At 69.6% G+C, this 18,549-nt stretch carries 18 protein-coding genes; 5 read left to right on the top strand and 13 right to left on the bottom strand.

Annotated features, from left to right (window positions below; genetic code table 11):
* Window positions 1-5: 5 nt before the first annotated feature.
* The 6 genes from A5787_RS07260 to clpB form a co-directional block, all read right to left on the bottom strand.
* Window positions 6-650, bottom strand: coding sequence for an RNA methyltransferase (locus A5787_RS07260; protein ID WP_066963803.1), 645 nt, complete (start codon window positions 648-650; stop codon window positions 6-8).
* Window positions 647-1,552 carry a hypothetical protein gene (locus tag A5787_RS07255; RefSeq protein WP_066963800.1) on the bottom strand — a complete coding sequence of 302 codons (906 nt, stop codon included), beginning with the start codon at window positions 1,550-1,552 and terminating at the stop codon, window positions 647-649. The genes A5787_RS07260 and A5787_RS07255 overlap by 4 nt, the downstream gene beginning before the upstream one ends.
* A gap of 12 nt (window positions 1,553-1,564) precedes the next feature.
* Window positions 1,565-2,107 carry an orotate phosphoribosyltransferase gene (gene pyrE / locus A5787_RS07250; RefSeq protein WP_066963797.1) on the bottom strand — a complete coding sequence of 181 codons (543 nt, stop codon included), beginning with the start codon at window positions 2,105-2,107 and terminating at the stop codon, window positions 1,565-1,567.
* A complete protein-coding gene (locus A5787_RS27245) occupies window positions 2,094-2,258 on the bottom strand; it encodes a hypothetical protein (protein ID WP_156763808.1) in 165 nt (54 codons plus the stop codon). Before A5787_RS27245 ends, pyrE begins: the two co-directional genes overlap by 14 nt.
* Before the next feature lie 65 nt (window positions 2,259-2,323).
* Window positions 2,324-3,181 carry a trehalose monomycolate transport factor TtfA gene (gene ttfA, locus A5787_RS07245; RefSeq protein ID WP_066963795.1) on the bottom strand — a complete coding sequence of 286 codons (858 nt, stop codon included), beginning with the start codon at window positions 3,179-3,181 and terminating at the stop codon, window positions 2,324-2,326.
* 136 nt (window positions 3,182-3,317) lie between these two features.
* A complete protein-coding gene (gene clpB / locus A5787_RS07240) occupies window positions 3,318-5,864 on the bottom strand; it encodes an ATP-dependent chaperone ClpB (protein WP_066963792.1) in 2,547 nt (848 codons plus the stop codon).
* A gap of 162 nt (window positions 5,865-6,026) precedes the next feature.
* Here clpB and A5787_RS07235 point away from each other — a divergent pair, with 162 nt between their 5' ends.
* Both A5787_RS07235 and A5787_RS07230 read left to right on the top strand, forming a co-directional pair.
* A complete protein-coding gene (locus A5787_RS07235; protein ID WP_066963789.1) occupies window positions 6,027-7,187 on the top strand; it encodes an FAD-binding oxidoreductase in 1,161 nt (386 codons plus the stop codon).
* Window positions 7,188-7,200: 13 nt separating this feature from the next.
* Window positions 7,201-8,091 carry an aldose 1-epimerase gene (locus A5787_RS07230; protein WP_066963786.1) on the top strand — a complete coding sequence of 297 codons (891 nt, stop codon included), beginning with the start codon at window positions 7,201-7,203 and terminating at the stop codon, window positions 8,089-8,091.
* A gap of 12 nt (window positions 8,092-8,103) precedes the next feature.
* Here A5787_RS07230 and A5787_RS07225 read toward each other — a convergent pair whose 3' ends face one another.
* From A5787_RS07225 to A5787_RS07200, 6 genes are all read right to left on the bottom strand, one after another.
* Window positions 8,104-8,619, bottom strand: coding sequence for a hypothetical protein (locus A5787_RS07225; protein ID WP_066964015.1), 516 nt, complete (start codon window positions 8,617-8,619; stop codon window positions 8,104-8,106).
* Window positions 8,619-9,011: a heat shock protein transcriptional repressor HspR gene (locus A5787_RS07220; protein ID WP_066963782.1), complete on the bottom strand. Its 393-nt coding sequence runs from the start codon at window positions 9,009-9,011 to the stop codon at window positions 8,619-8,621. The genes A5787_RS07225 and A5787_RS07220 overlap by 1 nt, the downstream gene beginning before the upstream one ends.
* Entirely contained in the window at window positions 9,011-10,189 is a 1,179-nt protein-coding gene (gene dnaJ, locus A5787_RS07215) for a molecular chaperone DnaJ (protein ID WP_066963779.1), read from the bottom strand. The genes A5787_RS07220 and dnaJ overlap by 1 nt, the downstream gene beginning before the upstream one ends.
* 56 nt (window positions 10,190-10,245) lie before the next feature.
* Window positions 10,246-10,884, bottom strand: coding sequence for a nucleotide exchange factor GrpE (gene grpE / locus A5787_RS07210; RefSeq protein WP_066963776.1), 639 nt, complete (start codon window positions 10,882-10,884; stop codon window positions 10,246-10,248).
* Window positions 10,881-12,755 carry a molecular chaperone DnaK gene (dnaK, locus tag A5787_RS07205; RefSeq protein WP_066963773.1) on the bottom strand — a complete coding sequence of 625 codons (1,875 nt, stop codon included), beginning with the start codon at window positions 12,753-12,755 and terminating at the stop codon, window positions 10,881-10,883. The genes grpE and dnaK overlap by 4 nt, the downstream gene beginning before the upstream one ends.
* A 254-nt stretch (window positions 12,756-13,009) precedes the next feature.
* Entirely contained in the window at window positions 13,010-13,945 is a 936-nt protein-coding gene (locus A5787_RS07200) for a LysR family transcriptional regulator (RefSeq protein ID WP_231993878.1), read from the bottom strand.
* A 92-nt stretch (window positions 13,946-14,037) separates the two neighbouring features.
* On the opposite strand from A5787_RS07200, the gene A5787_RS07195 reads away from it, so the two are divergent.
* The 3 genes from A5787_RS07195 (at window position 14,038) to A5787_RS07185 (ending at window position 18,019) form a co-directional block, all read left to right on the top strand.
* Window positions 14,038-15,528, top strand: coding sequence for an aldehyde dehydrogenase (locus A5787_RS07195; protein WP_066963770.1), 1,491 nt, complete (start codon window positions 14,038-14,040; stop codon window positions 15,526-15,528).
* 7 nt (window positions 15,529-15,535) lie between these two features.
* The gene (locus A5787_RS07190; RefSeq protein ID WP_066963767.1) at window positions 15,536-16,486 is read left to right on the top strand and encodes an amidohydrolase family protein; all 951 of its coding nucleotides are present in this window, start codon (window positions 15,536-15,538) and stop codon (window positions 16,484-16,486) included.
* Window positions 16,487-16,567: 81 nt separating this feature from the next.
* On the top strand, window positions 16,568-18,019 hold the full coding sequence (locus A5787_RS07185) for an amino acid permease (RefSeq protein WP_066963764.1): 1,452 nt from the start codon (window positions 16,568-16,570) through the stop codon (window positions 18,017-18,019).
* Here the strand turns inward: A5787_RS07185 and A5787_RS07180 are convergent.
* Complete coding sequence (locus A5787_RS07180) at window positions 17,998-18,549, bottom strand: NTP transferase domain-containing protein (RefSeq protein ID WP_066963761.1); 552 nt, start codon at window positions 18,547-18,549, stop codon at window positions 17,998-18,000. The two genes, A5787_RS07185 and A5787_RS07180, sit on opposite strands and share 22 nt — an antisense overlap.

Raw genomic sequence — 18,549 nt, 5'->3', positions numbered from 1 at the left:
GCCGCCTACCAGGCGCGCGACAGGTCCGCGTGCTGGCGAATCCAGGCGTGCATCGCGATCCCGGCGGCCACCCCGGCGTTGATGCTGCGCGTGGAGCCGAACTGGGCGATCGACACCGTCAGCGCCGCGCCGCCCCGGATGTCGTCGGTGATGCCCGGGCCCTCCTGACCGAACACCAGCAGGCAGTCCCGCGGCAGGGCCGTCTCCTCCAGCCGCGCCGCGCCGCGGACGTTGTCGACGGCGACCACGGTCAGGCCGGCGGTCGCGGCGAATTCCAGCAACTCGGCGGTGCTGTCGTGGTGGCACAGCCGCTGATAGCGGTCGGTCACCATGGCGCCGCGGCGATTCCAGCGCCGCCGCCCGACGATGTGCACGGTGTGGACCGCGAAGGCGTTGGCGGTGCGCACCACCGAGCCGATGTTGGCGTCGTGGCCGAAGTTTTCGATCGCCACGTGCAACCGATGGCGGCGCCGGTCGATGTCGGCGATGACCGCTTCCCGGGTCCAATACCGGTAGGCGTCGACGACGTTGCGAGTGTCGCCGTCGCGCAACAGGTTCGGGTCGTAGCGAGGGTCGTCGGGCGGGTCGCCAGGCCAGGGCCCGACGCCGCCTGCCGTCGTTCCCCATTCGGTGGGCCCGGGTCCGCTCATCGCTGCGTCCACACCCCGGCGTGCGTGCCGTCGACCGCCACCGTCGCGTACAGCAGCGCCTCGTTGATCTCGCCCTGGGTGCACAGCGACGCGTTGACGTGCACCGAATCCAGCGACGCGTCGGGCAGGATCAGCACCGACGACCCGTACGTCGCACACGCCGGGTTCAGGCCCCGGCCCGGCAGCGTCGGCGACGCGAGCAGCATCAGCGGCCCGCCGCGCTTGGCGGAGTCGTCGCGGTACCGGTCCGAGAGGGCGGTGGCCTCCAGCCCCAGCAGCATGAAGCCGTTGCCGTTGAACGCGGCCGGGTCGCCGAGCTGAGCCTTGGTCACCGGGGCGCCGTCGGCGCGCCACGCCGACAGGCTGACGGTCTTGACGACCAGGCCGGTGTCGTTGCCGTTCGTCGGCGGCAGGCCGACCGGAAACGCCGCCGGGTAGGCCGCCGACGTGTTCGGGATCCGGTCGCGCGGCGAGTAGCCGTACACGCCCCGTACCTGGCTCCGATCCTTAAGCGGCCCAAGGCAAACCGTGCCCGTGAGCCGATCGGGGGGCGCGGCAAGCGCGTGCTGGATGTCGTGCACGCTGGCCATCGCGTCGTCACAGCTGCCCACACCGGTCGCCTCCATCGGGTGCGCCAGCGCGCCGTAGAGCCCGAAGCGGATGTCCTCGGGCTTGGCGTGCGGCGCCTTCGGATCCGCCGGCGAGGCGTCGACGTCGACCAACACGTAGTCGCCGTCCCAGCGCAGGTTGGACACCGCCATGTTCCAGCCCAGCAGCGCAAGCGATTCGCCCAGCCGCACGCCTTGGGCGCCGTAGGGCCGGACGGGTTGGTTGGAGCTCGAGCACCCCACCAGGCAGCCTGCGATGACAGCGGCCGCAACAAACGCGATGAAACTGCGCATACCGCCCGCGGCCTAGCCCAGCCCCAGATCGGCCAGACCCAGCAGGCTGCGGTACGAAAAGCCCTCGGCCTCAATGGCCTCGGCCGCGCCGGTGGCGCGGTCCACCACGGTGGCCACGCCGATCACCTCGCCGCCCGCTTCCTGAACCGCGCGCACCGCCGTCAGCGCCGAGTTGCCCGTAGTGCTGGTGTCCTCCACCACCAGGGTCCGCCGGCCAGTGACCTCGGAGCCCTCGATCAGGCGTTGCAGCCCATGGGCTTTGGCCGACTTGCGCACGACGAATGCGTCGATCGGGCGCCCGGGCGCGTGCATGATGGCCGTCGCGACGGGATCGGCGCCCAGGGTCAGGCCGCCGACGACGGCGTAGTCCCAGTCGGCGGTGAGGTCGCGCATCAGCACGCCGATCAGCGCGGAGGCCCGGTGGTGCAGGGTGGCGCGACGCAGGTCGACGTAGTAGTCGGCCTCCTTGCCCGACGACAGCGTCACCCGGCCGTGCACCACCGACAGCCGGCGCACCAGCCCGGCCAGCTCCTCGCGCGGGTCAGCTTCGCCCACGACCGCCCCCTAATCGCCGGGTCACGGCCCGGGCCAGCCGCCGCGGGATCAGCCGCCCGGCGGTGACGATCGCCTTGCCGCCGGCGTCGGCCAGGCCCTTGGTGACGACGTCGTCGACCTCGAGCCAAATCAGGGCTACGGGGCGAGGCATGAGCGACAGTGTAATGACGGGAAGCTAGCGATTATGGCGGCGTCCCCGCACCACCCCGCGCGCCGTCAGCGCGGGTGGTTGGAGGCCTGGTGGCCGTTGCGGCCGGTGGGCGGCGGGCGGCGAAGGGATTCCGTGCGAGCCTCGTCGCGCCGCAGCGGCTCGGGGTCGCGGCGGGCCGCGTCACCGAGCAGCCCCGACACGTCCTGCCCGGAGCGCCGGGCCGGTAACTCCGCCCGCGCGGCGGGCGCCAGGGGACGACTCGGGGCCGCATTGCGAAGTCCCGCAGGCGATCCCGTCTCGGCGGGGGTCTCCTGGGGCATCGGTGGCAACACCCGCAGCAGGTCGTTGAACTGGCGGACCGTGCGCAGCCCCTCGTCCCACTGGGTGCGCGTGCTGGCGATCGGCATCGCGACCAGCGTCCAGTTCTGCTCGTTCCACATGATCTCGGCGCAGTCGGGTGCGGTGTGCGCGAAGGTGACCATGCGGCGGTCGCAGGCCCGGCGCGCGGCGTCGAGGTTGGTGGAGTACACCATCCGCGGGCCGATGGCGCCCAGCAGCCAAATATCGCTCTCCCGTGGCTCTTTGAGCCCTTTGAGCCGCAGGTCCACCACGACGTTGGTGCCGACCTTGCGGTGCAGCGCGATCACGGTGGCGACCTCCTCGAGGTCGAAGATGTACACCGCCTCGCCGCGGATCTGGCCCAGCACGACGTTGTGGGCGGGGACGTCGCCGACCGTGGAGATCACGCCGCGCTTCCACCGCTTGAGGATGTCGGATGATTCCCGCTCGTAGTCGAAGCCGTGCGAGCGCGCCCACGACCTGCGGCGCCTGCTGCGGCCGCGGCGTCGATCGATGTCGACGTACAGCAGCACGCCCGCACCGACAAAGCACAGTGCGGACAGCGTGAACCAAAGGGGAACCATCCCACACAGGGTATCTGCTGTTTGGCCGGAACACAGAATCCGACCAGGTCACAACCCCATCTCTCTTTGCGGCGAACGTCGACTTGTTGGGCGATTTCCGGCGAAATGCCGACAACAAGTCGACGTTCGAGCCGGCTCAGCCGAGCACCAGCGAGTCGCCGTCCGGGCTGACGTTGACGGGCACCACGTCGCCGTCGTGCACCTCGCCGGCCAGCAGCATCTTGGCCAGCTGGTCGCCGATGGCGTGCTGGACGAGCCGGCGCAACGGCCGGGCCCCGTAGACCGGGTCGAAGCCGCGCTGCGCCAGCCAGCGCTTGGCCGGCAGCGACACCTCGAGTTGCAGCCGCCGCTGCGCCAGCCGCTTGGCCAGCTGCTCGAGCTGGATGTCGACGATCTCCACCAGCTCCTCGGGATTGAGCCCCTCGAAGATCAGCACGTCATCGAGGCGGTTGATGAACTCCGGCTTGAACGCCGAGCGCACCGCCGCCATCACCTGCTCCTCGTTGCCGCCCGACCCGAGGTTGGACGTCAGGATGAGGATGGCGTTGCGGAAGTCGACCGTGCGGCCCTGTCCGTCGGTGAGCCGGCCCTCGTCGAGCACCTGCAGCAACACGTCGAACACGTCCGGGTGCGCCTTCTCGACCTCGTCGAACAGCACGACGGTGTAGGGCCGGCGGCGCACCGCCTCGGTCAGCTGACCGCCCTGGTCGTAGCCGATGTAGCCGGGGGGCGCACCGACCAGCCGGGCCACCGAGTGCTTCTCGCCGTACTCGCTCATGTCGATGCGGACCATGGCGCGGTCGTCGTCGAACAGGAAGTCGGCCAACGCCTTGGCCAGCTCGGTCTTGCCGACGCCGGTGGGCCCCAGGAACATGAACGAACCGGTGGGCCGGTTGGGGTCGGCGACCCCGGCGCGGCTGCGGCGGACCGCATCGGACACGGCCTGCACGGCCTTCTTCTGCCCCACGACGCGCTTGCCCAGCTCGTCTTCCATCCGCAGCAGCTTGGCGGTCTCGCCCTCCAGCAGCCGTCCGGCCGGGATGCCCGTCCACGCCGACACCACGTCGGCGATGTCGTCGGGACCGACCTCCTCCTTGAGCATCACGTTCTCGCGGGCCTCGGCCTGCGGCAGCGCGGCCTCGAGCTTCTTCTCCACCTCGGGGATGCGCCCGTACCGCAGCTCGGCGGCCTTGGCCAGGTCGCCGTCGCGCTCGGCGCGCTCGGACTCCCCGCGCAACGCCTCCAGCTGTTCCTTGAGCTCGCGAACGATGTCGATCGCGCTCTTCTCGTTCTGCCACCTGGTGGTCAGCTCGGCCAGCTTTTCCTTCTGGTCGGCCAACTCCGCGCGCAGCTTGTCGAGGCGCTCCTTGGACGCCTCATCCTCTTCTTTCTCCAGCGCCATCTCCTCGATCTCGAGGCGGCGCACCAGGCGCTCGACCTCGTCGATCTCGACGGGCCGCGAGTCGATCTCCATCTTCAGCCGGCTGGCGGCCTCGTCGACCAGGTCGATGGCCTTGTCCGGCAGGAAGCGCGCGGTGATGTAGCGATCGGAGAGCGTGGCCGCGGCGACCAGCGCCGAGTCGGTGATCCGCACGCCGTGGTGCACCTCGTAGCGGTCCTTCAGCCCACGCAGAATGCCGACGGTGTCCTCCACCGACGGCTCGCCGACAAACACCTGCTGGAAGCGCCGCTCCAGCGCGGCGTCCTTCTCGATGTATTTGCGGTACTCGTCGAGCGTGGTGGCGCCGACCAGCCGGAGCTCGCCGCGGGCCAGCATCGGCTTGATCATGTTGCCGGCGTCCATCGCGCCCTCGCCGGTCGCGCCGGCCCCGACGATGGTGTGCAGCTCGTCGATGAAGGTGATGATCTGCCCGGCCGAGTTCTTGATGTCGTCGAGGACGGCCTTGAGCCGTTCCTCGAACTCGCCGCGGTACTTCGCGCCCGCCACCATCGAGCCCATGTCCAGGCTGATGACGGTCTTGTCGCGCAGGCTCTCGGGCACGTCGCCGGCGACGATGCGCTGCGCCAGGCCCTCCACGATCGCGGTCTTGCCGACGCCGGGCTCACCGATGAGCACCGGGTTGTTCTTGGTGCGACGGGACAGCACCTGCACGACGCGGCGAATCTCGTTATCGCGGCCGATGACCGGGTCGAGTTTGCCCTCGCGGGCCCGCCCGGTCAGGTCGGTGGAGTACTTCTCCAGCGCCTGATAGGTGGCCTCCGGGTCGGCGCTGGTGACCCGCGCGCTGCCGCGGACCTTGACGAACGCCTCCCGCAACGCCTGCGGCGATGCGCCGTGGCCGGTCAGCAGCTTGGCGACGTCGGAGTCGCCCGTCGCCAGCCCGACCATCAGGTGCTCGGTCGAGACGAACTCGTCGTCCATCTCGGTGGCCAGGTGCTGGGCGGTGGTGATCGCGGCCAGCGATTCGCGCGACAGCTGCGGTTGCGCGCTGGCGCCGCTGGCCTGGGGCAGCTGGCCCAGGATGCGCTCCGCCTCGGCGCGGACGGTGGCGGGCTCGACGCCGACGGCCTCCAGCAGCGGCGCGGCGATCCCGTCGTTCTGCGTCAGCAGCGCCAACAGCAGGTGGGCGGGCCTGATCTCGGGGTTGCCCGCGGCCGAGGCCGCCTGCAAAGCCGACGTCAGGGCCGCCTGCGTCTTGGTAGTCGGGTTGAAAGAGTCCACGACACCTCCGTTCGATCACGTGGGGAAAATGCTTGTCGCGTTGTTCAACGCCGTCAAGGTTGAGTCTGTTCCGCTCAACTCTAGTCGATTTTGTGCACCTCGGGGTAGAGGCTTAAGTCGCCACCCGCCTGCCGGTCGGCGCCGAGCCTAGAATCGGGGCCCGTGAGCCTCGAGGACCGGGATGCGTTGCGGGTGCTGCGCGACGGCTTCGCCTCGGACGACAACGAGCTCGTCCGCCGGTTCTATACCCACTGGTTCGCCCTCGACGCCTCGGTGCGCGACCTGTTTCCGCCCGAGATGGACGCGCAGCGAGCCGCCTTCGCGCACGCGTTGCACTGGGTCTACGGGGAACTGGTCGAGCAGCGCGCCGCCGAGCCGGTGGCCTTTCTGGCCCAGCTGGGCCGCGATCACCGCAAATTCGGGGTGCTGCCAAGCCACTACGACTCGCTGCGGCGCGCGCTGTATGCCAGTCTTCGAGACCACCTCGGGCAGGCATGGACGGACGCCGTCGAGGAGGCCGCCAACCAGTCGCTCAACCTGATCACCGGGGTGATGAGCGGTGCCGCCGACGCCGACGAGGGGCCCGCGTGGTGGGACGGCACGGTGATCGAGCACATGCGGGTCTCGCGCGACCTGGCCGTGGTCCGGCTGCAGCTCGACCGCCCGATGGACTATCACCCGGGCCAATACGTCGACGCCCACGTTCCGCAGTGCCCGCGGCGCTGGCGTTATCTGTCCCCGGCGATCCCGGCCGATCCGGGCGGCGGAGTCGAGTTTCACGTCCGCCAGGTGCCCGGCGGCCTGGTCAGTACGGCGGTCGTCAACGAAACGCGGCCCGGCGATCGGTGGCGGCTGTCCAGTCCGCACGGCGGACTGCGGGTCGACCGCGACGGCGGGGACGTGCTGATGGTCGCCGGCAGCACCGGCCTGGCGCCGCTGCGCGCGCTGATCATGGACCTTTCCCGCTTCGCGGTGAATCCCCGGATGCACCTGTTCTTCGGCGCCCGCTACCGCTGCGAGCTCTACGACCTGCCCACGCTGTGGCAGGTCGCGCAGCCCAATCCGTGGCTGTCGGTGACTCCGGTCTCGGAGTACGGCCGCGACCCGTCGTGGGCCGCCGACTACCCCGACCCCACGCCGCCACGCGGGCTGCACGTGCACCAGACCGGCCGCTTACCCGACGTGGTAACCAAGTACGGCGGCTGGGGCGACCGGCAGATCCTGATCTGCGGCGGACCCGAGATGGTCCGCGCCACCAAGGCCGCCCTGATCGCCAAAGGGGCACCGCCCGAACGTATCCAGCACGACCCATTGTCCAGGTGAGCCGAGGTAAGCCATGCAGATCGTCACCCTGACCGACCCGTCCTCGCCGGTGGCGGCGCAGTTCGTGCCCGAGGCGGGCATGATCGGCACCTCGTTGACCGACGCGGGGACCGAACTGCTCGGCCAGCGGCGCGGGCTGGACGCGTACGTCGACGCCGGCAAGACGATGGGCATCCCGATCCTGTACCCGTGGGCGAATCGGTTGGGCGACAACACGTATACGGCGGAGGGCGCGACGGTGACGCTCACGCCCGGCGAGCACCGCGTGCGCGCCGACCCCAACGGGCTGCCCATCCACGGCACCCTGGCCGCCTACCCCGGCTGGCGGGTCACGGCGCAGTCCGGGAACGAGCTGAGCGCCGAGGTCGATTTCGGCTCCGACCCGACGTTGCTGGCCGGCTTCCCCTATCCGCACGTGCTCTCGGTGACGGTGCGGCTGGCCGAACGGGCGCTGACCGTTCGCACCACGGTCACCGCGACCGGCGACACGACGGTTCCGCTGTGCTTCGGTTTCCATCCCTACCTGTGCCTGCCGGACGTTCCCCGCGGCGAGTGGATGATCGAGACCCCGCCGCTGCGGCACCTGCGCCTCGACGAGCGGGGCCTGCCCACCGGAGAATCCGAGTTACAGACGGCGAACGAACAACGGCTGGGCGACAAGGCTTTTGACGATGCCTACGACCAGGTCTGCGACGGCGCGGTGTTCGCGGTGTCCGGCGGCGCCCGCCGCCTTGAGGTGCACTTCGAGCGGGGCTATCCGGCGGCGCAGATCTTCGCGCCGCTCGCCGAAGACGTGGTGTGCTTCGAGCCGATGACCGCGCCGACCGACGCGCTGCGCCGCGGCGGTTACCGGTGTGCGCGCCCGGGTGCGCCGGCGGTTATGCAGTTCTCAATTCTGGTGTGAGGAAACACCTTTTCACCATCTCAGCATGGGAAAGGGCCGGAGCGGGTGCCCGACGGCGTAGCGGGTAAGGCCCTTGGCGAGGAACGCGTGGAATCCGCAATACGGCAACTCGGCGACAACGGATCGGATGTCCCTGCGCCCGATCCCGTCACGCAATACGCCACGGCTCACGTCGATGCGGTCGGCTATCCGAAAGGTTTCGGCCAGATGATCGTGCGACGGCCGCAGCCGGTGGTGTTCGAGGATCAGCGTGCGCACGGCGTCGACGTTGCCGATGCCGAATTCTTCGGCGTGCGCGGCCGCCAGGTCGGCCGAGGGCTCCAGGTAGTCGAACGTGCCCGCGGTCCAGATGCCGAGATCGTGTGCGGCCCAGGCCAGAACGGCGAATTCGGGGATCGGACCGCCGAGCAGCTGTTGATGATAATGGATGCCGCGATAGACGTGGTTGCGGTAGGTGCGTAGTTGGGCGCCCAGCTCGCGTTCGTACCGATGAAGCAAAGTCTCGACGATCGGCCGATTGACAATCATCAGCGGTTTCGGCGCGGCTGCCACACCACCACGGCGGTGCTCTTGGGCGCCACGACCAGATCTCGGCGCTGGCCGGCGCGCACCTGCGCCAGCTCCTCGGTCAGCTCCTGCACCCGCGCCTGCAGCGCTTCCACGTGGTTGGTCAGCTCGATGATGCGCTTGATGCCGGCGAGGTTGACGCCCTCGTCCTGCGACAGCCGCTGCACCTCACGCAGGAGGTCGACATCGTGCTCCGAATAACGGCGTCCCCCACCGGAAGTCCGCCTCGGGCTGACCAGCCCGAGGCGGTCGTAGGTGCGCAGCGTCTGCGCGTGCATGCCGGCCAGCTCGGCGGCCACCGAGATCAGGAAGGTCCGGGCCTCCTCCTTGGGGTTCCTCGAGCCTCTGGCCATCAGCGGTTACCCGCCCATCCCGCGCGCGGATTGAAACCACTGGATCGCTCGGCCTCCGCGTAGGCCTCCAGTGCCTCCTGGGCGGCGCCCTCCACGTTCGGCGGCACGGCCACCTTGACGGTGACGAGCAGGTCGCCGTTGCCGCCGCCCCGCTTGGGCACGCCGCGCCCGCGCACCCGCAGGATCCGGCCGTCGGCGGTGCCCTTGGGCACCCGCACGCCGACCTTGCCGTCCAGTGTGGGAACCGAAAGCGTTGAGCCCAAGGCCAATTCGGTGAAGCTGACCGGAACGGTCACGGTGAGGTCGTCGCCGTCGCGGCCGAACACCTTGTCCGGTCGCACGTGCACCGTCACATACAGGTCACCCGACGGCGCCCCGCGTAGCCCGGCCTCGCCCTGCCCGGGCAGCCGGATCCGCTGCCCGTCCTCGACACCGGGCGGGATCCGCACGTTGATGGTGCGGGTGCGGGTGGTCACACCGGTGCCTTTGCACTCATCGCACGGGTGCTCGATGATCGAGCCGCTGCCCCGGCAATCGGTGCAGGGTTCGGAGAACCCGAACGCGCCCTGGTTGCGGTTGATCACCCCGGAGCCGTTACAGCTGGGGCACACCTTCGGGCTGGTGCCCGGGCGCGCGCCGCTGCCGTGGCAGTTGGTGCACGGCGCCGGGCTGGTCAGCCGCAGCGGCATCGCCACGCCCTTGGCGGCCTCGACGAAGTCGAGCTCGGTCTCGGTTTCCAGGTCGTTGCCGCGTCGCGGCCGGCTCGGGCGGGGACCGGCGCCGCGGCCGAACAGGCCGCCGAACAGGTCACCGATGTTGGCGCCGCCGCTGCGGCCGGCGGCGTCGAAGAGGTCGCTGAGGTTGAACTCGGCGCCGTCACCACCGACGTTGAAGCTGAAGCCGCCGCCCCCGTCGAACTTGCGCCCGCCGAAGCCGCCGCCGGCGAACAGGCGGCGGGTTTCGTCGTACTCCTTGCGCTTGGCCGGATCCGAGAGGACGTTGTGCGCCTCCGACACCACCTTGAATCGCTCACCGGCGGCGGGGTTGTCGGGATTCGCGTCCGGATGCAGGTCGCGCGCCAGCTTGCGGTAGGCGCGCTTGATCTCTTCCGGGCTGGCGTCGGAGGAGACGCCCAGCTCCTTGTAGAAGTCCTTTTCGACCCATTCACGCTGGGCCATACCGCGTCACCCCCTTTCACCTTTCTCTATGCATTTGTCGTAAGTGATTTTTATGCCTAGTCACCCGCGGTGTCGGCGTTATCGCCCGTGTCGGCCCGTTGGGTTTCGGCCGGATCGCCGGTGGGCGCCTCGACGCCGTCGCCCGCGACGGTGTCGACGACCCCGACCAGGGCGTGCCGCAGCACCTGGTCGCCCAGCTTGTAGCCCTGGCGCATGACGGTGCCGATCACCGGCTTGGAGCCGGCGGCGCCATCGCCCTCGTGCTGGACGGCCTCGTGCAGCACCGGGTCGAAGTCCTGGCCCTCCTCGCCGAACGCCGTCAGGCCCAAGCCCGTCAGCGCGCTGTCCAGCTTGTCGGCCACCGACTTCAGCGGGCCGGATTCCAGGTCGCCGTGCTTGCGCGCCCGCTCGAGATCGTCGAGCACACCCAGCAATTGGCCGACGACGGCGGCCTTGGCCCGGTCCGCGGCGGCCTGCTGGTCGCGCAGCGCCCGTTTGCGGTAGTTGGTGAAGTCGGCCTGCACCCGTTGCAGGTCGGCCGTCAGCTCGGCGATCTTGTCGGCACCCTCACCCTTACCGGCCGGCGCCGCCTCTCCCGGCGTTGCGCCGGGAGAGACGTGCCGTACTTCGCCGGTCTCGGGGTCGATCCGCCGCTTGTCGGTGATCGTCACCTGTTCCGGGTTGCCCTCGCTCACTTGGCCTCCCGGTCGTCGTCGACCACCTCCGCGTCCACCACGTCATCGGCCGAGCCGCCCTGGGGACCGCCGGCCTCGGCACCGCCGGGCTGGCCGCCTGCGGCCTGGGTCGCCTCGTAGATGGCCTGGCCGAGCGCCTGGGACTCCTGGCCGAGCTTTTCCATCGCCGCCTTGATCGCGGAGATGTCGGTGCCGCCCAGCGCCGACTTGGCTTCGGCCACCGCGGCGTCCACCTTGTTCAGCGTGTCCTCGGGGACCTTCGAACCGCCGGACTCGGACGCTGCACCCCGTTGTTCAGCGACGAATTTCTCCGTCTGGTAGACCAGCGTCTCGGCCTGGTTGCGGATGTCGGCCTCCTCGCGCCGCTGGCGGTCCTCCTCGGCGTGCGCCTCGGCGTCCTTGATCATCCGGTCGATCTCCTCCTTGGACAGGCCGGAGCCCTCCTGGATCTTGATCGTGTTCTCCTTGCCGGTGCCCTTGTCCTTGGCCGTGACGTGCACGATGCCGTTGGCGTCGATGTCGAAGGTGACCTCGATCTGGGGCACGCCGCGCGGAGCAGGCGGGATGCCGGTCAGCTCGAAGGAGCCGAGCAGCTTGTTGTGCGAGGCGATCTCGCGCTCACCCTGGTAGACCTGGATCTGCACCGACGGCTGGTTGTCGTCGGCCGTGGTGAAGGTCTCCGAGCGCTTGGTGGGGATCGTGGTGTTGCGCTCGATGAGCTTGGTCATCACGCCACCCTTGGTCTCGATACCGAGGCTCAGCGGCGTAACGTCAAGCAGCAGAACATCTTTCACCTCACCCTTCAGCACACCGGCCTGAAGAGCTGCTCCGACCGCGACGACTTCGTCGGGGTTGACGCCCTTGTTGGGCTCCTTGCCGCCGGTCATCTCCTTGACCAGCTCGGACACCGCGGGCATCCGGGTGGAACCACCCACGAGTACCACGTGGTCGATCTCGGAGACGGAGATACCGGCGTCCTTGATCACCGACTGGAAGGGCTGACGGGTGCGGTCCAGCAGGTCCTGCGTGATGCGCTGGAATTCGGCGCGGGTCAGCTGCTCGTCGAGGAACAACGGGTTCTTGTCCGCGTCGACGGTGATGTAGGGCAGGTTGATCGAGGTGCTCTGCGAACTCGAGAGCTCGATCTTGGCCTTCTCGGCCGCCTCACGCAGCCGCTGCATCGCCATCTTGTCCTTGGTCAGGTCGATGCCGCTGGTGCCCTTGAACTTGTCGACCAGCCACTCCACGACCCGGTCGTCCCAGTCGTCGCCACCGAGGTGGTTGTCACCGCTGGTGGCGCGGACCTCGACGACGCCCTCGCCGATCTCGAGCAGCGAGACGTCGAACGTGCCGCCGCCCAGGTCGAAGACCAGGATGGTCTGTTCCTTCTCGCCCTTGTCCAGGCCGTAGGCCAGCGCCGCGGCGGTCGGCTCGTTGACGATCCGCAGCACGTTGAGGCCGGCGATCTGGCCGGCTTCCTTGGTGGCCTGACGCTGGGCGTCGTTGAAGTAGGCGGGCACGGTGATGACCGCGTCGGTGATGTCCTCACCGAGGTACGCCTCGGCGTCGCGCTTCAGCTTCATCAGCACGCGGGCGCTGATCTCCTGCGCGGTGTACTTCTTGCCGTCGATCTCGATGGACCAATCGGTGCCCATGTGCCGCTTGACCGACCGCACCGTGCGGTCGACGTTGGTCACCGCCTGGTTCTTGGCGGGCTGGCCTACCAGCACTTCACCGTTGCGTGCGAACGCGACGATGGACGGAGTCGTCCGCGAGCCCTCGGAGTTGGCGACGACGACGGGGTCACCGCCCTCGAGGACTGAGACGACGGAGTTGGTGGTCCCGAGGTCGATGCCGACCGCACGAGCCATAGTGATTCCTCCTGATTGTGTAGAGCATTTGTGGTGCCACTATGCTGAGTGAACCCCGCTCAAGACTGCCCTTCCGAGCTCCCCGGTGTCAACCCAGGGTTGAGCCTAATTCACTCAACTTGTCGCTCATGCTAACGGAGGGCGGGTACGTCTTGTTCCCGGGGCCCCCGGCGGGGTGTGCATCGGCGGCCTCGGGCGTGCACCGAGGGTCGCAGAACGCGCCGAATCGCACCCGACGCTCACACCCAAAGCCGTCAGCGCACAGCCGGCGCGATCATCTCCTCGATCAGCGAGAACACCGCGCGGGTGGCCGCGCTGGCCGGGCGGGCCGCCGACATCGCGACGTACAGCCGCCAGCAGATCTCCTGATCGGAGATCCGGACCGTCGCCAGGCCGGAATCGTCGATCTCGTCGAGGATGAACCGGCTGAGAAATCCGATCCCGATGCCGTTGCGGATGTGGGTCGCGGTCGTGCCGATGTCGGCGACCTCGAGGGCGACCGCGCGCTGCACCCCCGCGGCGGCGAAGGCGCGGTCCACCACCGCCCGGTTGCCGTACCCCGGCGGTCCGTCCACGAACGACATCCCGGCCAGCTCGGCCAGGGCCACCGACTCCCGCCCGGCCAGCGGGTGGCTCACCGGGACGACCAACAGCAGCTCGAATGCGGCGACGAGTCGGGTGTGCAGGTCGGCCGGCGGCCCGTCGGGCAAGACGACCAGGGCGACGTCGAGGTTGCCGTCGCGGAGTTGCTGCGCCAGGCCCGCGGAGCCGGCCCGGGCGAAGCGGACCTGGACCAGCACGCCGGGATGCCGCGCGTACAGGTCGGCCAGCAGCGTCGGCAGGTCGATGTTGTTGATCGACATCAACGTCCCCAGCCGGACGGTGCCGCGGACGGCCCCGGCCGTGGCGGCGACGGCCTCCTTGGCCGCGCGGGCGGCCTCGAGGGTCGCGCGGGCATGGGGCGCCAGCTCCTGTCCCGCCGCGGTGAGCGTCACCCCCGCCGGGCCGCGGACGAAGAGTTCCGCGCCGAGCTCGCGTTCGAGCGACTTGATCGTCGCCGACACCCCGGACTGGACGACGTGCAGCCGCTTGGCGGCGCGGGTGAAGCTGAGGGTGTCCGCGACAGCCAGGAAATAGTCCAACTGGCGAAGCTCCACCGAGCAATTATCACCGCCGGTGATGGCTTCCATCAGAAATTTTCGTTGGCGCCTGACGGTTGGGTGAATTTACGTTCGCAATTGGCTCGCGTCGATCCAATCCCCTCAACCGGACGGTGCGCTTTATGAATGTGCAAGCTCCCGGTCTCAGACGGACCCGGACCCGCTGGTCGTCGGCGTCCACCGACGACCAATTCGTGGTAGAGAACCCGGCGACGGGCCAGACGGTCGCCGTCGTCCAGGGAGCCGGGCCCGAGGAGGTGGACCAGGCCGTCCGCCGCGCCCATGCCGCGCACCTGAACTGGAAGCGGCGCCCGGCCCGGGAGCGCGGCCGGTACCTGCGGCAGATCGCCGAGGTCCTGCGCGCCCACGCCGACGAGATCGCCGCCCTGGAAACACTGGAGATGGGCAAGCCGATCACCCAGGCGCGCAATTTCGACGTGGAAGCCGCGATCGCGATCTTCGAGTACTTCGGCGGCTTGGTCGAGGCGCTGCCCAGCCAGGCCCGCGACTACGGCCCGGTGCTGGACGTCACGACGCTGGAGCCGTATGGGGTGATCGCGTGCATCGTGCCGTTCAACTGGCCGCCCATCCACACCGCCGGGAAGGTCGCGCCGGCGCTGGCCGTCGGCAACGCCGTCGTGCTCAAGCCGCCGGAGCAGACGCCGTCGGTGGTGTTGCGCATGGTCGAACTGATCCAATCGGTCCTGCCGGACCGCGTCGTGCAGGCCGTGCCCGGCAAGGGCGAGGTGGGCGCCGCGCTGGCCGGGCACCGGATGGTGGGCAGGGTTTCCTTCACCGGGTCGCCGCGGACGGGCGCGGCGGTGCTGCGGACCGCGGCGGGCAACCTCACCCCGGCGCTGATGGAACTCGGCGGCAAGAACCCGCTGGTGGTCTTCGACGACGCCGACCGGCACCAGGCGCTGCTGGCCGCCGTCGACGGCGGCTTCTTCAACCAGGGCGAGGCCTGCACCGCGGCGTCGCGAATCCTGGTGCAGGAGAGCGTGTATGCGGAGTTCGAGGCGAAGTTGTGCGCCGCGGTGAGCCGGCTGCGGGTGGGCGACGGCGCCGACCCCGCCACCGACGTCGGGCCCCTGGTCAGCCGCAAACAGCAAAAGCAGGTCCTGGACTACCTGCGGATCGGCGTTGCCGAAGGCGCCCGCATCGCGGCCCAGGCGCCGCTGCCCGACGATCCCCGCCTGGCCGACGGCTTCTACGTGCCGCCGACCGTCCTGACCGACGTGACCCCCGCCATGCGGGTGGCCCGCGACGAGATCTTCGGCCCGGTGGTCACCCTGATGCCGTTCACCGACGAGGACGAGGCGGTGCGCATCGCCAACGCCACGCCGTTCGGACTGGTCGCGGCGGTGTTCACCCAGGACGGCGATCGGGCGCTGCGGGTGAGCCGGCGGATCCGGGCCGGCGCCGTCTTCGTCAACAACTATCACCGCCTTTCGATCGGCACCGGGTTCGGCGGGGTCGGCCACAGCGGGTTCGGGCGCGAACACGCGCAGGAGACGCTGGCCGAGTACGGCTACACCAAAACGATTCGGCTGGCCGCCAATCGCGACGAGCTGTCGTACTGGAGCGCCGCGACCAGAGTGCTGGCGGGCTAGGGCACCAATGCGGACGATCGCGCTCGAAGAGCATTACGCCACAACCGAATTCCTGTCCGGACCGGGACGCTGGCTGGCGTCGCGCGCGGGCATCGTCGAACCGATCAGCGATCTCGGCGACGGGCGCATCGCCGCGATGGACGAGGCGGGCGTCGACGTGGCGGTGCTGTCGCTGGCCGCACCCGGCGTCGAACAGCTGGACGGGCCGGAGGCCCTGCGGCTCGCCCGCGAATGCAACGACGAGCTCGCCGCGGCGTGCGGGCGGTACCCCGACCGGCTGGCCGGCTTTGCCGCGTTGCCCATCAGCGCCCCCGAGGCGGCCGCCGAGGAACTCGAGCGGGTGGTGCGCCAGCACGGCTTCGTCGGTGCCGCGATCAACGGGCACAGCAGGGGGCGCTACCTGGACGACCCGTTCTTCGATCCCGTCCTGTCGCAGGCGGCCGAACTGCGCCTCCCGATCTACCTGCACCCGACCATCCCGCCGCCGGCGGTCATCGAAGCCAGCTACGCGGGGTTTGCGCCGGAGGTCACGTTCGCGCTGGCCACGGTGGGGTGGGGGTGGCACATCAACACCGCCACGCACCTGCTGCGCCTGATCCTCGGCGGCGTGTTCGACCGTTACCCCGAGCTGCAATTGGTCATCGGGCACATGGGGGAAGCGACGTCGTTCATGTTGCCGCGGTTCGACGCGACGCTGAAACCGGAGCTGACCGGCCTGCGGCACCCGGTCAGCACCTACCTGCGGCGCAACGTGAGCTACACCTTCGCCAACTTCAACGACGAGGCGACTTACGCCAACCTGGTCGCGCAGGTCGGCCTTGGGCGAGTGTGCTTTTCGGCCGATTACCCGTTCGGGTCGATGCTCGCCGCCCGTGCGTTTTTCGACGGCCTGCCGCTCGGCGACGACGATCGGGCGCTCGTCAGCCACGGCAACGCCGAACGGTTGCTGCGCCTGTAGATGCCGGTTTGCTGCCGCCGAGCGGGTGCCGCAGCCATGGGATAGCCTGAGCTGTCCCGCAGCCACCACGGCAGGAGCTCGATGCCAGAGCCAGACAGCGCCGCCGCGCGGCTCGCGCGCGAAGACGAGGGCTATCACAAGAGCCTCAAAAACCGCCAGATCCAGATGATCGCCCTCGGCGGTGCCATCGGAACCGGCCTTTTCCTGGGTGCCGGCGGGCGGCTCGCCTCGGCGGGCCCCGGGCTGTTTCTGGTGTACGGGATCTGCGGCATCTTCGTCTTCTTGATCCTGCGCGCGCTCGGAGAGCTGGTGCTGCACCGGCCGTCGACGGGCTCGTTCGTGTCGTACTCCCGCGAATTCTTCGGGGAGAAGCTGGCTTTCGTCGCCGGCTGGATGTACGTCCTGAACTGGTCGATGACGGGGATCGTGGACACCACCGCGATCGCGCACTACTGCCACTACTGGAGCGCCTTCCACGACATTCCGCAGTGGACCATCGCCTTGTTCGCGCTGCTGCTGGTGCTGTCGATGAACCTGATCTCGGTCAAGGCCTTCGGTGAGCTGGAGTTCTGGGCCTCGCTGATCAAGGTGCTGGCGCTGGTGACGTTCCTGGTCGTCGGCGCGGTCTTTCTGGTCGGGCGCTTCAAGATCGACGGCCACGACACCGGCCCGGGCCTGTGGAACACCCACGGCGGGCTGGTACCGACGGGTGTGCTGCCGCTGGTGCTCGTCACGTCGGGGGTGGTGTTCGCCTACGCCGCCGTCGAACTCGTCGGCATCGCGGCCGGGGAAACGGCCAACCCGGAGAAGGTGATGCCGCGCGCGATCAACTCGGTGGTGTTCCGCATCGCGGTCTTCTACATCGGGTCCACCGTCCTGCTGGGCGTGCTGCTGCCCTACACCGCGTACAAGGCCAACGTCAGCCCGTTCGTGACGTTCTTCTCCAAAGCCGGCGTCAGCGGGGCGGGCAGCGTGATGAACGTGGTGGTCCTCACCGCCGCGCTGTCGAGCCTGAACGCGGGACTGTATTCCACGGGCCGCATCCTGCGGTCGATGGCGATCAACGGCAGCGGACCGAAGTTCACCGCGCCGATGTCGAAGCGGGGCGTGCCCTACCGCGGGATCCTGCTCACCAGCGCGGTGGGTTTGTTGGGCATCGTGCTCAACGCCGTCAAGCCGAGCCAGGCCTTCGAAATCGTGCTCCACATCGCCGCGGTGGGCATCGTGTTCGCCTGGGGGACGATCGTGGCGAGCCAGCTGCAGTTCTACCGGCTGGCCAAGGCCGGCAGGGTGCAGCGGCCGAGTTTCCGGATGCCGCTGTCCCCGTACAGCGGCTATCTCACGCTGGCCTTCCTGGTCGGCGTCGTGATCCTGATGTTCTTCGACAAGGTGCAGGGGCCGTACCTGATCGGGGCGACGGTCGTCGGCGTCCCCGCGCTCATCGGCGGTTGGTTCCTGGTCCGCCATCGGGTGAGCGTTGCCGCCCAAGACGACGTGGCGGCCTCACCGGCTCAGGGTTCGTCGATGTCCTGACCGCCGGTGAGGTCGCCGCACTCGACGTTCTCCACGTCCGGCCGGCCGCGCAGGTAGTCGCCCGCGCCCCGATCCCCGGACAGCTGCGCCAGCACCGCGGGCCAGTGCCGGCGCGCGATGACCACCGGATGTCCGGGGCGGTCGCCGAAGGAGGCGCGCGCCAGGCCGCTGCGGGACGACACCGCGCGCGCCAGGACCCGCGCCACCACGGCGGGCCCGACGTCGGGCGTGTCGATGACGTGCAGCACCGCGTAGTCCGCGCGCATGCGGTCGGCCTCGGCCAGGCCGGCGCGCACCGACGCGCTCAGCCCATCGCTCCAGTCCGGCGCGACGACCGCGGTGACCCCGGGCGGGGCCGCGACCTCGGGGGCGGCACCCAGGACCAGCACGACGGCCCCGCACCCGCCTCGCTGCAGCGCGCCGACCGCGGCGTCCAGCCAGCCGTTGACCAGCACTTTCGGCTTGCCGTAGCGCCGTCCCGCGCCCGCGGCGAGCAAGACACCGACGGCTATCGACTGCGATAACGCCAC

Source organism: Mycobacterium sp. 852002-50816_SCH5313054-b, assembly GCF_001667185.1.
In the GTDB taxonomy this organism is placed as follows: Bacteria; Actinomycetota; Actinomycetes; order Mycobacteriales; family Mycobacteriaceae; genus Mycobacterium.
This window is presented reverse-complemented; position numbering and strand designations above follow the sequence as displayed.

Bases quoted from the DNA above. Each gene is read 5' to 3' on its own strand.
- A5787_RS07260 (WP_066963803.1), bottom strand. From the start codon at position 650: ATGAGCGGACCCGGGCCCACCGAATGGGGAACGACGGCAGGCGGCGTC.
- A5787_RS07255 (WP_066963800.1), bottom strand. From the start codon at position 1,552: ATGCGCAGTTTCATCGCGTTTGTTGCGGCCGCTGTCATCGCAGGCTGC.
- A5787_RS27245 (WP_156763808.1), bottom strand. From the start codon at position 2,258: ATGCCTCGCCCCGTAGCCCTGATTTGGCTCGAGGTCGACGACGTCGTC.
- ttfA (WP_066963795.1), bottom strand. From the start codon at position 3,181: ATGGTTCCCCTTTGGTTCACGCTGTCCGCACTGTGCTTTGTCGGTGCG.
- A5787_RS07230 (WP_066963786.1), top strand. From the start codon at position 7,201: ATGCAGATCGTCACCCTGACCGACCCGTCCTCGCCGGTGGCGGCGCAG.
- A5787_RS07225 (WP_066964015.1), bottom strand. From the start codon at position 8,619: ATGATTGTCAATCGGCCGATCGTCGAGACTTTGCTTCATCGGTACGAA.
- A5787_RS07220 (WP_066963782.1), bottom strand. From the start codon at position 9,011: ATGGCCAGAGGCTCGAGGAACCCCAAGGAGGAGGCCCGGACCTTCCTG.
- dnaJ (WP_066963779.1), bottom strand. From the start codon at position 10,189: ATGGCCCAGCGTGAATGGGTCGAAAAGGACTTCTACAAGGAGCTGGGC.
- dnaK (WP_066963773.1), bottom strand. From the start codon at position 12,755: ATGGCTCGTGCGGTCGGCATCGACCTCGGGACCACCAACTCCGTCGTC.
- A5787_RS07200 (WP_231993878.1), bottom strand. From the start codon at position 13,945: ATGGAAGCCATCACCGGCGGTGATAATTGCTCGGTGGAGCTTCGCCAG.
- A5787_RS07195 (WP_066963770.1), top strand. From the start codon at position 14,038: ATGAATGTGCAAGCTCCCGGTCTCAGACGGACCCGGACCCGCTGGTCG.
- A5787_RS07190 (WP_066963767.1), top strand. From the start codon at position 15,536: ATGCGGACGATCGCGCTCGAAGAGCATTACGCCACAACCGAATTCCTG.
- A5787_RS07185 (WP_066963764.1), top strand. From the start codon at position 16,568: ATGCCAGAGCCAGACAGCGCCGCCGCGCGGCTCGCGCGCGAAGACGAG.